The organism is Streptomyces sp. NPDC001970, from assembly GCF_053594115.1.
This window is the reverse complement of record NZ_JBSFDW010000010.1, coordinates 122794-135571: the sequence shown is the minus strand read 5'-3', so window position 1 is coordinate 135571 and position 12778 is coordinate 122794. Positions and strand designations below refer to the sequence as shown.

Annotated in this window: 12 protein-coding genes and 1 pseudogene; 1 reads left to right on the top strand and 12 read right to left on the bottom strand. The window is 71.2% G+C overall.

Annotated features, from left to right (window positions below; all coding sequences use genetic code 11):
• Positions 1-118 precede the first annotated feature (118 nt).
• From yajC to pgsA, 12 genes and pseudogenes are all read right to left on the bottom strand, one after another.
• Positions 119-589 (bottom strand): preprotein translocase subunit YajC, encoded by a 471-nt coding sequence (gene yajC / locus ACWCP0_RS15385; protein WP_451079291.1) that lies wholly within the window; start codon positions 587-589, stop codon positions 119-121.
• A gap of 164 nt (positions 590-753) precedes the next feature.
• A complete protein-coding gene (gene ruvB / locus ACWCP0_RS15380) occupies positions 754-1851 on the bottom strand; it encodes a Holliday junction branch migration DNA helicase RuvB (protein ID WP_451079356.1) in 1098 nt (365 codons plus the stop codon).
• Between the two features lie 175 nt (positions 1852-2026).
• Positions 2027-2638, bottom strand: coding sequence for a Holliday junction branch migration protein RuvA (gene ruvA, locus ACWCP0_RS15375; RefSeq protein WP_451079290.1), 612 nt, complete (start codon positions 2636-2638; stop codon positions 2027-2029).
• The gene (ruvC, locus tag ACWCP0_RS15370) at positions 2635-3168 is read right to left on the bottom strand and encodes a crossover junction endodeoxyribonuclease RuvC (protein ID WP_451079289.1); all 534 of its coding nucleotides are present in this window, start codon (positions 3166-3168) and stop codon (positions 2635-2637) included. The genes ruvA and ruvC overlap by 4 nt, the downstream gene beginning before the upstream one ends.
• Before the next feature lie 143 nt (positions 3169-3311).
• Entirely contained in the window at positions 3312-4064 is a 753-nt protein-coding gene (locus ACWCP0_RS15365; RefSeq protein WP_451079288.1) for a YebC/PmpR family DNA-binding transcriptional regulator, read from the bottom strand.
• Between the two features lie 63 nt (positions 4065-4127).
• Complete coding sequence (gene pdxT, locus ACWCP0_RS15360) at positions 4128-4715, bottom strand: pyridoxal 5'-phosphate synthase glutaminase subunit PdxT (RefSeq protein WP_451079287.1); 588 nt, start codon at positions 4713-4715, stop codon at positions 4128-4130.
• 6 nt (positions 4716-4721) lie between these two features.
• Positions 4722-5648 carry a pyridoxal 5'-phosphate synthase lyase subunit PdxS gene (pdxS, locus tag ACWCP0_RS15355; protein ID WP_451079286.1) on the bottom strand — a complete coding sequence of 309 codons (927 nt, stop codon included), beginning with the start codon at positions 5646-5648 and terminating at the stop codon, positions 4722-4724.
• Positions 5649-5808: 160 nt separating this feature from the next.
• Positions 5809-6348 carry a hypothetical protein gene (locus ACWCP0_RS15350; RefSeq protein WP_451079285.1) on the bottom strand — a complete coding sequence of 180 codons (540 nt, stop codon included), beginning with the start codon at positions 6346-6348 and terminating at the stop codon, positions 5809-5811.
• 100 nt (positions 6349-6448) lie between these two features.
• Positions 6449-6826 (bottom strand): annotated as a pseudogene (locus tag ACWCP0_RS15345) (pyridoxal 5'-phosphate synthase lyase subunit PdxS); the annotation flags it as partial.
• A gap of 549 nt (positions 6827-7375) precedes the next feature.
• Entirely contained in the window at positions 7376-8563 is a 1188-nt protein-coding gene (locus ACWCP0_RS15340; RefSeq protein WP_451079284.1) for a glycosyltransferase family 4 protein, read from the bottom strand.
• A complete protein-coding gene (locus tag ACWCP0_RS15335) occupies positions 8560-9471 on the bottom strand; it encodes a phosphatidylinositol mannoside acyltransferase (RefSeq protein WP_451079283.1) in 912 nt (303 codons plus the stop codon). Before ACWCP0_RS15335 ends, ACWCP0_RS15340 begins: the two co-directional genes overlap by 4 nt.
• Positions 9468-10133, bottom strand: coding sequence for a phosphatidylinositol phosphate synthase (gene pgsA / locus ACWCP0_RS15330; protein WP_451079282.1), 666 nt, complete (start codon positions 10131-10133; stop codon positions 9468-9470). The genes ACWCP0_RS15335 and pgsA overlap by 4 nt, the downstream gene beginning before the upstream one ends.
• A gap of 257 nt (positions 10134-10390) precedes the next feature.
• Between pgsA and ACWCP0_RS15325 the strand changes: the two genes are divergently transcribed.
• Entirely contained in the window at positions 10391-12598 is a 2208-nt protein-coding gene (locus tag ACWCP0_RS15325) for an elongation factor G-like protein EF-G2 (protein WP_451079281.1), read from the top strand.
• Positions 12599-12778: the final 180 nt, after the last annotated feature.

Below are 12778 nucleotides of genomic sequence, written 5' to 3'. Positions count from 1 at the left end.
GCGCCGGGTGTGCGACGGGGCGGCCACGAAGTGTTGTGGGGACCTGCCCCCGCAGTGTTCGGCACGAACCGGGGACCGCGGTCGTCGCCGGTAGGCGTCCCGTGGTCCCCGGTCGCTGTTACTTCGCGTCGGTGTCGCCGTCGGTCTTCTCGTCGTCCTTGGCGTCCTTGGCCTCGGGCGCGGAGCCGGCGTCGTCCGCGTCGGCGTCCTTCTTGCCCAGGTCGATCTTGTCGTCCTTCGCGTCCTCGGTCAGCGACGAGGCGTCGTCCGGGACGACCGGGGTGTCGCTCTTGAGAGCGTCGTCATCGTCGCCGTGCACGATCCGGTTGTACTCGGCGTCATCGAGGACCGCACCGATGGCGTTCTTCGCGAAGACGAGGTGGACGCCGGGCGCGGCCTCGAGGACGACCGTGTCGTCGTTGACCTCCTTGACGGTGGCGTACAGACCGCCGATGGTCCGCACACCCGTGCCGGGCTGCATCTGGTTCCGCATGTTCGCCGCCGCCTGCTGCTTCTTCTTGGCGGAGCGGGTCATCAGGAACATGGCCCCGATGAGCACGATGAAGGGGAGGAGGGTCACGATATCCACGGGACGGAATTCCTTCGCACGACCGCGCTGGGGAGCGGCCTGATCTACGGGGGTGGGCAAGCCGACCTTGAAGGGCGGCATCGGCGGAGTCTAAGCCAGTCCGCATCGATGGAACAACGCCCAGCATGGCACCGTGGTTCCCGGCCCGGCGACCCTCCGCGCCGTCACGTCCCGAACAGACCCTGTTGTCCGCTTGCGCTCGCGCCGTTCGCTCCCCCGCCGTGCTGGGGCGGTACGAGGCCGAGATGGGCCCATGCCGCGGGGGTCGCGATCCGGCCACGCGGGGTGCGGGCGAGCAGCCCCTCCCGTACGAGGAAGGGCTCGGCGACCTCCTCGACCGTCTCACGCTCCTCCCCCACGGCCACGGCCAGCGTGGACAGGCCGACGGGTCCGCCGGCGAACAGCTTGAGGAGTGCCTGGAGCACGGCCCGGTCGAGCCGGTCCAGCCCGCGGCCGTCGACCTCGTAGACGCCGAGGGCCACGGCTGCGATGTCGCGGGTGATCCGCCCGTCGGCCTTGACCTGGGCGTAGTCCCGGACGCGGCGGAGCAGCCGGTTGGCGATACGGGGCGTGCCGCGGGACCTGCCGGCGATCTCGGCGGCGCCTTCGGTGTCCACGTCCAGGTCGAGGAGCCGGGCCGAGCGGTGGATGACGCGCTCCAGCTCGGCGGGCTCGTAGAACTCCATGTGCGCGGTGAAGCCGAAGCGGTCGCGCAGCGGCGGGGGCAGCAGCCCTGCCCGGGTGGTGGCGCCGACCAGGGTGAACGGCGGCAGCTCCAGCGGGATGGCGGTGGCACCGGGGCCCTTGCCGACGATCACGTCGACGCGGAAGTCCTCCATCGCCATGTAGAGCATCTCCTCGGCGGGCCGGGACATGCGGTGGATCTCGTCGAGGAAGAGGACCTCGCCCTCCTGGAGGGACGACAGGATGGCGGCCAGGTCGCCCGCGTGCTGGATGGCGGGCCCCGAGGTGATGCGGATCGGGGCGCCCATCTCCGCGGCGATGATCATGGAGAGGGTGGTCTTGCCGAGTCCGGGTGCGCCGGAGAGCAGGACGTGGTCGGCGGTGGCACCGCGCGCGAGGGCCGCTTTCAGGACAAGGTCGAGCTGCTCGCGCACGCGCTCCTGACCGACGAACTCGTCCAGCGACTTGGGTCGCAGGGCTGCCTCGACGGCTTGGTCCTCGCCGTCGGCGGATGCCCCGACGAGGCGGTCGGCCGCGGCGGCGGCCGACGTCTCGCTGCTGGTGTCGTCCCAATCCATGAGGTGTGCCTCGCGGTCCTTCTCGGGCCGGCCCCGGTCCGCGGCCGTCGATGCGGCGTGGGCGGATCGCCGGAGGCCGGTCATGGTGGCTGGCGGTCGGATGGTGCCCGGCGATCGGTCTCGGTGCCTGGCGGTCGGTCTCGGTGCCTGGTCCCGCCCCGTGAGGGGCACGGCGTCAGCGGGTGCGGTTCAGGGTCTGGAGGGCGGCCTTGAGCAGCCGGCCGATATGCGGCTCACCGGCCGCCGCCTCCGCCTGCGGCGTCACCGCGACGACCGCCTCGTCGGCCTCGCGGCCGGCGTAGCCGAGGCCGATCAGGGCGGCGTGCAGCTGGTCGCGCCACGACTGGCTGACGGGCGCTCCCGCGGCGCGCGCCGCGGAGCCGATGGGCTCGCCGAGGCGGTCCTTCAGCTCCAGGAGCAGCTTCTGGGCACCCTTCTTGCCGATGCCCGGCACGGCGGTCAGCGCCTTCTCGTCATCCATGGCCACGGCGAGGCGCAGGGCGTCCGGGCTGTGCACGGCGAGCATCGCCTGGGCGAGGCGCGGGCCGACGCCGCTCGCGGTCTGGAGCAGCTCGAAGACCTGGCGCTCGTCGTCGTCGGCGAAGCCGTACAGCGTCAGGGAGTCCTCCCTGACGACCAACGACGTGGCGAGCCTCGCCTCCTGACCGACCCTCAGCTCCGAGAGCGTGTTCGGCGTGCACTGCACAGCCATGCCGATGCCACCGACCTCGATCACGGCGGTCGTCGGGGCGAGAGCGGCGACCGGGCCGCTCACAAAGGCGATCATGCGGTACGGCCTTTCAGTGCGTGGTGTGCGGCGACCGCCTGCTGGAGGCGGTTCTGGGCGGGGGCGCGCCAGATGTGGCAGATGGCGAGGGCGAGCGCGTCGGCGGCGTCGGCCGGTTTCGGCGGTGCGTCGAGCCGCAGCAGCCGCGTCACCATGGCGCCGACCTGGGCCTTCTCGGCGCGGCCGGTGCCGGTGACGGCGGCCTTGACCTCGCTGGGAGTGTGGAGCGCGACGGGCAGTCCGCGGCGGGCGGCACACAGCATGGCGACCGCGCTCGCCTGCGCCGTGCCCATGACCGTACGCACGTTGTGCTGACTGAACACCCGCTCGACCGCGACCAGTTCGGGCCTGTGCGTGTCCAGCCATTCCTCGATGCCGCGCTCGATGACGACGAGCCGGTGGCCGATGTCGGCGTCGGCCGGGGTGCGGACGACACCGACGCCGAGCATCGTCAGCGGGCGGCCCGCGACGCCCTCGACCACGCCGATGCCGCACCGGGTCAGCCCCGGGTCCACGCCCAGAACACGCACGCGCCCACCCCTTCTTCGTTCTCCCCCGGCCACCGCTGGGAGGTACCCCAGGTTCGTGCAGGCTATCGGCTCGCACTGACAGCGGCCGACAACGCGACGGGCCGACGAGGAAGGTCCCCGTCGGCCCGTCGTGCGAAGCGGGATCAGGCGTCGACCTTCTCCATGACGTCGTCCGACACGTCGAAGTTGGCAAAGACGTTCTGCACGTCGTCGCTGTCCTCCAGCGCGTCGATCAGCTTGAAGATCTTGCGGGCGCCTTCCTCGTCCAGCTCGACCTGCATGGTCGGGACGAAGCTGGCCTCGGCCGACTCGTAGTCGATCCCGGCCTCCTGGAGGGCGCTGCGGACCGCGACCAGGTCCGTGGCCTCGCTGATGACCTCGAAGTTCTCGCCGAGGTCGTTGACCTCTTCGGCGCCCGCGTCCAGGACCGCGCCCAGGACGTCGTCCTCGGACAGCTCGCCCTTGGGCAGGACCACGACGCCCTTGCGGTTGAAGAGGTACGACACGGAGCCGGGGTCGGCCATGGAGCCACCGTTGCGGGTCATGGCCACGCGGACGTCGGAGGCGGCGCGGTTGCGGTTGTCGGTGAGGCACTCGATGAGCACCGCGACACCGTTCGGGCCGTAGCCCTCGTACATGATGGTCTCGTAGTCGGCGCCGCCGGCCTCGAGACCGGCGCCACGCTTGACCGCCGAGTCGATGTTCTTGTTCGGGACCGAGCTCTTCTTCGCCTTCTGGATGGCGTCGAAGAGGGTCGGGTTGCCGTCGATGTCTGCGCCGCCCGTGCGCGCCGCGACCTCGATATTCTTGATCAGCTTCGCGAAGAGCTTGCCGCGCCTGGCGTCGATCACGGCCTTCTTGTGCTTCGTCGTGGCCCATTTAGAGTGGCCGGACATCTGCCTGTCTCCTTCGCGTAACCAATCTCTGCTGTGTTCGCCTGTGATCCTACCGGGGCCGGATCAGTGCGCGGCGCGCACCATGTCGACGAACAGCGCGTGCACGCGGTGGTCTCCGGTCAGTTCCGGGTGGAAGGACGTGGCGAGCGCGTTTCCCTGCCGTACGGCGACGATGTGGCCGTCGTGCTCCGCGAGCACCTCGGCCGTGGCGCCCACGGACTCGACCCACGGGGCGCGGATGAAGACTCCCTCGACGGGGGTGTCCACGCCCTTGACGGCGACGGCGGCCTCGAAGGACTCGTTCTGGCGGCCGAAGGCGTTGCGGCGCACGATCATGTCGATGCCGCCGATCGTCTCCTGGCCCGAGCGCGGGTCGAGGATCTTCTCGGCGAGCATGATCAGACCGGCGCAGGTGCCGTACACCGGCATCCCCGCGCGCACACGCTCACGCAGCGGCTCCATCATGCCGAATAGATGGGCCAGCTTGGAGATGGTGGTGGACTCGCCGCCCGGTATGACGAGGCCGTCGACCTCGGCGAGCTCCTCGGGGCGCCGGATCGGCCTGGCCACGGCGTCGGCCGTGGCCAGGGCGATCAGATGCTCCCGTACGTCGCCCTGGAGTGCCAGGACACCGATCACGGGGGTGCTCATGGGTGATTACCAGCCACGCTTCGCGTAGCGCTCGGCCTCGGGCAGGGTGTCGCAGTTGATGCCGACCATGGCCTCGCCCAGGTTGCGGGAGGCGTCCGCGATGATCTTCGGGTCGTCGTAGAAGGTGGTGGCCTTCACGATGGCGGCGGCGCGCTTGGCCGGGTCGCCCGACTTGAAGATGCCGGAGCCGACGAAGACGCCCTCGGCGCCGAGCTGGCGCATCAGCGCGGCGTCGGCGGGGGTGGCGACACCACCGGCGGAGAACAGCACGACCGGAAGCTTTCCGAGCTGGGCGACCTCGGCGACGAGCTCGTACGGGGCGCGCAGTTCCTTGGCGGCGGCGTACAGCTCGTTGTGGTCGAGGGCACGCAGGTGGCCGATCTCGTTCTTGATCTGGCGCAGGTGGCGGACGGCCTCGACGACGTTGCCGGTGCCGGCCTCGCCCTTCGAGCGGATCATGGCCGCGCCCTCGGCGATGCGGCGCAGGGCCTCGCCCAGGTTGGTGGCACCGCAGACGAACGGGGTCGTGAAGGCCCACTTGTCGGAGTGGTTGACCTCGTCGGCCGGGGTCAGCACCTCGGACTCGTCGATGTAGTCGACGCCGAGGGACTGCAGGACCTGGGCCTCGACGAAGTGGCCGATCCGGGACTTGGCCATGACCGGGATGGAGACCGCCTCGATGATCTCCTCGATCATGTTCGGGTCGGACATCCGGGCCACGCCGCCGTCCTTGCGGATGTCGGCCGGGACCCGCTCCAGGGCCATGACGGCGACGGCGCCCGCGTCCTCGGCGATCTTCGCCTGCTCGGCGTTGACCACGTCCATGATCACGCCGCCCTTGAGCTGCTCGGCCATGCCGCGCTTCACGCGTGCGGTGCCGGTCTCGGGGGCCTGCGGGGAATTGGAGAACGTGCTGGACACGATCGACCTCATTCGGTGACGACGGGTTGGTGCTCCGAAGAGGAAACCGTCCGGCAGCAGGCCACTGCAAGTGCCAATGTGTAGCGTGTGGCTCCTTTTCGGCAAAACGGGGGCGAACGTCCGGCGACGGGCTGCCGCTCGCAGCGGGCATCCGAGGAGGCCCAGGGGGCCGTCAGGGACGGTCCGCCAGCGCCGTGGGCGGCTCGTCGTCCATCTCGAACGCCATCGGGAACGGAGCGTGGCCCGCCAGCCGGAACCAGCGGACCGTGCGGTGCCTGCGCAGTGCCCTTGCCGCGCGCACGGCGTCGTTGTGGAACCGACGGGCCATGGGTACGCGCCGTACCGCCGCCGCGAGCTCGTTCACGGCCTCCTCGCCGCCGGGCGCCTCGCGTACGGCCTCCATCTGCTCCGGCTCCCCGAAGACGGCCCGCAGCGCCTGGCTCAGCTCGCTCTCGGCGACCTCCCGGTGCTCCTCGTCGGCCTGGCGGGCGGCGTGCGCGGCCTCGTACAGCACGATCGACGCAGCCGGATCGAGCACGCCCGACGTGGCCAGCTCCTGGGTGACCGAGGCCCTGCGCAGAAGCTGGGCGTCCAGGGCGGCACGGGCGGCGTCGATCCGCACGTGCAGGCGGTCGAGGCGGCCGGCGGTCCAGCTCAGGTAGAGGCCGATGACGACGAGCGCGACGAGGATCCAGATCAGGGTTGCGGTCACGGCGGGCCAATCTACCGGGGCACGGAGTGCGGACAGGCGGCGACCGGCGGCGCCTGCGTCCTCGGCGCGGGACGCCTGCGGCGGGCCTTGTCCCCGCCCCGGGGGTGGCGACACCACCGGCGGCGAGCAGCACGACCGGAAGCTTCCCGAGCTGGGCGACCTCGGCGAGCTCGTACGGGGCGCGCAGTTCCTTGGCGGCGGCGTACAGCTCGTTGTGGTCGAGGGCACGCAGGTGGCCGATCTCGTTCTTGATCTGGCGCAGGTGGCGGACGGCCTCGACGACGTTGCCGGTGCCGGCCTCGCCCTTCGAGCGGATCATGGCCGCGCCCTCGGCGATGCGGCGCAGGGCCTCGCCCAGGTTGGTGGCACCGCAGACGAACGGGGTCGTGAAGGCCCACTTGTCGGAGTGGTCGACCTCGTCGGCCGGGGTCAGCACCTCGGACTCGTCGATGTAGTCGACGCCGAGGGACTGCAGGACCTAAGCCCCCTTCCCGAACTGGGGACTACGCCCCCGGACCCCCGGTTGCGGTGGCTCCGCCCCGAACCCCCGCTCCTCGAACTCCCCCTGCGCCCTGGTGGGCGTGGGGCCCAGCGAGGCTGAGCTTTCGGGGCTCCGCCCCGAACCCCGCCCCCTACGCCCTCGCGGGCGTGGGGTTTCTGAGCCCGTCGTGCGCCCCACTGGTACCGGGCCGCTCCCATCAAGCCCGTCCGCCGTGTGTAGACGGACACCCGGACCGCCCGGCAGTGCCGGGCACACCCCAGCCCGGCCAACGCGTGAAGACGAACACCCCAGCCGTTCCGGCCGTACCGGGCGCACACATCAGGCCCGTCCGGCGCCCCGCTGGTACCGGGGCACCCCCAAGCCCGGCCGGCCCTCGAAGACGACCACACCGGCCCACCCGGCGGCACCGGCCGCGCCCGGGGTCCGGCGCAGCGCCCCGGGGCCTCGGGGCAGGCCCGCGCTGCCCCGGGGGCCTGAGGGCTGGGGGCACGCCCGCCGCCGCCCGTTCCGGGCCGCGAGTGCGGGCTAGTCGCGGGCGAGGCCGAAGCGGGCCATCAGGCCGGGGCGTTCGACCGCGGCGACGGAGGCAGCGCCGTCCGTCACCGTCTCGTAGACCGCGAGGATGTCCGCCGCCACCGTCGACCAGTCGAAGCGCCGCACATGCGCGCTGCCCTTCGTCCGCAGCTCCTCGCGCCGCACCGGGTCGGCCAGGAGCCGCAGTGCCGCCGCGGCGAGCGCGTCCGCGTCCTCGTTGGTGAAGAGCTCGCCCGCGGCGCCCTGGTCCAAGACCTGAGTGAAGGCGTCCAGGTCGGAGGCGAGCACCGGCGCGCCCGCCGACAGCGCCTCGACGAGGATGATGCCGAAGCTCTCGCCGCCGGTGTTGGGCGCGACGTACACGTCGACGCTGCGCAGGAGCCGCGCCTTGTCCTCGTCGCTGACCATGCCGAGGAACTCGACACGGGAGCGCATCTCCTTGGGGAGGGACTCGACGGCCTCCTCCTCGTCGCCCCGTCCCGCCACGAGCAGCCGCGTCTCCGGCCGCTCCGCAAGGATCTTCGGCAGCGCCTTCATGAGCACCGGAAGGCCCTTGCGGGGCTCGTCGATGCGGCCGATGAAGCCGATCGTCCGCCCCCTGGCTTCGCCGGTGGTACCCCCACCCTGCCACTCCGCCCGCGGCTCGGCCCGGGCGAAGAAGCCGACGTCGACGCCGTTCGGGATGACGACCGCGTCGCCGCCCAGGTGTTCGACGAGCGTGCGCCGCGCGTACTCGCTGACCGCGATGCGGGCACTGATCTTCTCCAGGGCCGGCTGGAGGATCGGATACGCGGCGATCATCGCCCGCGACCGCGGGTTCGACGTGTGGAATGTGGCGACGATGGGACCCTGTGCCGCCCAGCAGGTCAGCAGCCCGAGCGAGGGTGAGGCCGGCTCGTGGATGTGGATAACGTCGAAGGTGCCGTCGTGCAGCCAGCGCCTTACCCGCGCCGCGGACAGGAAGCCGAAGTTGAGCCGGGCGACCGAGCCGTTGTACGGCACCGGCACCGCGCGGCCCGCGGAGACGACGTACGGCGGCAGCGGAGTGTCGTCGTCCGCAGGGGCGAGGACGGACACCTCGTGGCCGAGCCGGATGAGGTGCTCCGCCAGGTCCCTGATGTGGAACTGGACGCCGCCCGGGACGTCCCACGAGTACGGGCAGACGATGCCGATCTTCACGTCCGCCGCTCCTCGGAGCCGGAGTCGTCCAGGTCCGCGAGCCACAAGCGCTGCAGCATGTGCCAGTCCTCAGGGTGGTCGGCGATTCCGGTGGCGAAGGCATCGGCCAGCGCCTGCGTCATGACAGACGTCTTCTCGGCACGGGTACCTGTCTCGGGCACGTCGACGGGCGGATGGATGCGGCCCTTCATCACCGACGTGTCGTCGTACCAGAGGGTCACGGGCATCAGCAGCGCCCCGGTCTGCTGAGCGAGCAGGGCAGGCCCCGCGGGCATCCGGGCCGTCTCGCCGAAGAACTTCACCTCTACGCCCGATGCGGACAGGTCGCGGTCGGCGACCAGGCAGACCAGGCCGCCGTCGCGCAGCCTGCGCGCCAGCGTGCCGAAGGCCGAGCCGCCGGTGTGCGGCACGACCTCCATGCCCAGCGACTCGCGGTAGGCGACGAAGCGGTCGTACAGAGTTTCGGGCTTGAGCCGCTCGGCGACCGTCGTGAACGGTATGCCGAGGGCGCGGGTGACCCAGACCCCGGCGAGGTCCCAGTTGGCGAGGTGGGGCAGCGCGGCGACGACGCCCCGGCCCTCGGCGATCGCGTCGGTGAGGCGGTGGAGGTCCTTCACGTCGAAGCTCTGCTTCGCACGCTCCTCGTCCCAGGCAGGCAACCGGAACGACTCCATCCAGTACCGCATGTACGAGCGCATGCCGGACTTCGAGAGCTCGGCGAGCTGCTCGGGGCTCGCGTCGGGCACCACCCGGGCCAGATTGGCCTCAAGACGCAGGACGCCCTTGCCCCTCCGCTTCCAGGCGGTGTCCGCGACGGTCCGGCCGAGCGCCGCCGCGACCGGCTCGGGGAGCTTCTTGACCGTGGCCCAGCCCAGTCCGTACAGCGTGTCCGTCAGCCGGTCCCTCATGACGTCGCCCCACTCCCCTCCGAGGACGCCGACGCGTCCGCCTCGGCCGCCTCCCGGCGTACCGTCACCACCCGCTGCCCCAGGGTGACCAGCGACCCCACCGCCACGATCCACAGCGCGATCGGCAGCAGCACGTGGATCCCGGGCACCCCGAAGGCACCCAGTCCCGCGAGACCCGCGGCGACCAGGGAGATGACGAGCCGCTCGGCCCGCTCCACCAGCCCGTTCACCGCGACCGGCAGCCCGATCGACTCGCCGCGTGCCTTCGTGTACGAGACGACCTGGCCGCTCGCCAGGCAGAAGATGGCCACTGCACACATCATGTTGTCGTCGCCCTTGCCCGCGTACCACAGGGCGAAGCCGCCGAAGATCGCGCCGTCCGCCACCCGGTCCAGCGTCGAGTCGAGGAAGGCGCCCCAGCGGCTGGAGACCCCGGCCTGGCGCGCCATGTTCCCGTCGACGAGGTCCGAGAAGACGAACAGGGTAATGACGATGGTCCCCCAGAAGAACTCTCCGCGCGGGAAGAACGCCAGCGCGCCCACCATGACCCCGGCCGTGCCGATGAGTGTGACCGCGTCCGGGCTCACTCCGCGGCGGAGCAGAAACGCGGCGAACGGTGTGAGGACACGCGTGAAGAACGCACGCGCGTACTTGTTCAGCATGGCCTTCCCGAGGTTCGGTGGGCCGCGCGGCCTTTTGTGGCCACCGGCGGGCCCATCGTAGTCACGACCGTCCCGCGCCAGCGGACTCCCCCGGTCACGTACGACGTATGGACGCACCATGACGGGAGTGGAAAGCTCGAAAGACCACCGCGGGCATCGCCGGAGCTGCCCCCTCGCCTTCGGCGAGGGCATCCCCAGTCGGCTCCCCCGGGTCCGCGCCCTCACACCTCACCGTGCAAGCAGTCGGGAGGAACATCATGGGCGACAAGGCGAACGCACACCCCGGAGCCGCCGGCAGGGCTACAACGGCCGACCGGCCGACATCCGTACGGAATGTGGTGCTGGTCGGCCACAGTGGATCGGGGAAGACTACGCTGGTCGAGGCTCTCGCACTGGCCGCCGGCGCGGTCAACAGGGCCGGCCGGGTCGAAGACGGGGCCACGGTCTCGGACTACGACGAGATCGAGCACCGCCAGCAACGCTCCGTACAGCTCAGCCTCGTTCCGCTCGAATGGGGCGGGTACAAGATCAATCTGCTGGACACCCCCGGATACGCCGACTTCGTCGGGGAACTCAGGGCCGGTCTGCGAGCAGCGGACGCGGCCCTTTTCGTTGTCTCCGCGGCCCAGGAGGCCGACGCCGTCGCGGGTTCGACCCGCATGGTCTGGGAGGAGTGCGCGGCGGTCGGCATGCCCCGGGCGATCGTGGTCACGCACCTGGAGACGGCCCGTACCGGCTTCGACGAGCTGACCAGCGTCTGCGGGCAGATCTTCGGCGGCGACGACCCCGACGCCGTACTGCCGCTCTATCTGCCCCTGCACGGCCAGGAGGCCGCCGACGGCCACGCGCCCGTCACAGGGCTGATCGGGCTGCTGTCGGAGAAGCTGTTCGACTACTCCTCCGGCACTCGTACGGAAAGGCCGCCCGGCGACGACGAGCTGCCACTCATCGAGGACGCCCGCAACCGGCTCATCGAGGGGATCATCGCCGAGAGCGAGGACGAGACCCTCATGGACCGCTATCTGGGTGGCGAGGACATCGACATCAAGACGCTCATCGACGACCTGGAGAAGGCCGTCGCACGCGGCGTCTTCCATCCCGTACTCGCCGCGGCGCCCGCCACCGACGGGGGGAAGCAGGGGCTCGGCACGGTCGAGCTGCTGGAGCTGATCACCGGCGGTTTCCCGACGCCGCTGGAGCGCGAGACCCCCACGGTCACGACGCCGGAGGGCAGCCCGCGACCCGCGATCAGCTGCGACCCGGCGGGTCCGCTGGTCGCCGAGGTGGTCAGGACCGCGTCCGACCCGTACGTCGGAAGGCTGTCGCTGGTGAGGGTGTTCTCCGGGACGCTGCGCCCGGACGAGACCGTGCACGTGTCCGGCCACGGTCTGACCGACCGGGGCCACGAGGACCACGACGTCGACGAGCGGGTCGGCGCGCTGTCCATGCCGTTCGGCAAACAGCAGCGCACGGTCGGCGCGTGCATCGCGGGCGACCTCGCATGCGTCGCGAAGCTGGCGCGGGCCGAGACCGGGGACACGTTGTCCTCGAAGGACGATCCGCTGCTGGTGGAGCCCTGGGCGATGCCCGACCCGCTGCTGCCGGTGGCCATCCAGGCGCACAGCAAGGCGGACGAGGACCGGCTCTCGCAGGGCCTCGCGCGGCTGGTCGCCGAGGATCCGACGATGCGGCTCGAGCAGAACCAGGACACCCACCAGGTGGTGCTGTGGTGTCTGGGCGAGGCCCATATGGATGTGGCCCTGGAGCGGCTGCGCAGCCGTTACGGGGTCCAGGTCGACGTGGTCCCGCACAAGGTGTCGCTGCGGGAGACGTTCGGCGAGCCGTCGGCGGGGCGCGGCCGCCATGTGAAGCAGTCCGGCGGCCACGGCCAGTACGCGATCTGCGAGATCGAGGTCGCACCGCTGCCGGCCGGCTCCGGGATCGAGTTCGTCGACAAGGTCGTGGGCGGAGCCGTGCCACGGCAGTTCATCCCGTCCGTGGAGAAGGGCGTCCGGGCGCAGGCGGCGAAGGGCGTCGCGGCCGGCTATCCCCTCGTCGACGTGCGGGTGACACTGCTGGACGGCAAGGCGCACTCGGTGGACTCGTCGGACGCCGCCTTCCAGACGGCGGGTGCGCTGGCGCTGCGCGAGGCGGCGGGCGATGCACGGATCCATCTGCTGGAGCCGGTGTCCGAGGTGCAGGTGCTGGTGCCCGACGAGTACGTCGGCCCGGTCATGAGCGACCTGTCGGGGCGGCGCGGCCGGGTCGTCGGCACCGAACAGGCGGGCCACGGACGAACATTGGTGCGGGCCGAGGTGCCGGAGATCGAGATCGGGCGGTACGCGGTCGATCTGCGGTCGATCTCGCACGGCACGGGCCGCTTCGACCGCTCGTACGCACGCCATGAGGCCATGCCACCGCAGTTGGCCACCAAGATCCGCGAACAGGCCGAAACCGGTTCCTAGTTGGGCCGCCGCCCGCCGTACCTCCTTGCGGCGGGCGGCACTTCGGGGGGCCTGAGGTCGCTTTCCGGATGAAGCTGCATGGTCGGGACCCACGCACGGCGAGTCCTCGATACGCTGTGGTGCCCAGCTCAGAAGGTGTGCGGGGCTCAGTAGCGGGGAACAGGCCGCAGAGCGGACGGT

Excerpts from the sequence above, each read along its gene's own strand:
- ruvB (WP_451079356.1), bottom strand. The coding sequence starts at position 1,851 with ATGGATTGGGACGACACCAGCAGCGAGACGTCGGCCGCCGCCGCGGCC.
- ruvA (WP_451079290.1), bottom strand. The coding sequence starts at position 2,638 with ATGATCGCCTTTGTGAGCGGCCCGGTCGCCGCTCTCGCCCCGACGACC.
- ACWCP0_RS15365 (WP_451079288.1), bottom strand. The coding sequence starts at position 4,064 with ATGTCCGGCCACTCTAAATGGGCCACGACGAAGCACAAGAAGGCCGTG.
- pdxT (WP_451079287.1), bottom strand. The coding sequence starts at position 4,715 with ATGAGCACCCCCGTGATCGGTGTCCTGGCACTCCAGGGCGACGTACGG.
- pdxS (WP_451079286.1), bottom strand. The coding sequence starts at position 5,648 with ATGAGGTCGATCGTGTCCAGCACGTTCTCCAATTCCCCGCAGGCCCCC.
- ACWCP0_RS15335 (WP_451079283.1), bottom strand. The coding sequence starts at position 9,471 with ATGAGGGACCGGCTGACGGACACGCTGTACGGACTGGGCTGGGCCACG.
- pgsA (WP_451079282.1), bottom strand. The coding sequence starts at position 10,133 with ATGCTGAACAAGTACGCGCGTGCGTTCTTCACGCGTGTCCTCACACCG.
- ACWCP0_RS15325 (WP_451079281.1), top strand. The coding sequence starts at position 10,391 with ATGGGCGACAAGGCGAACGCACACCCCGGAGCCGCCGGCAGGGCTACA.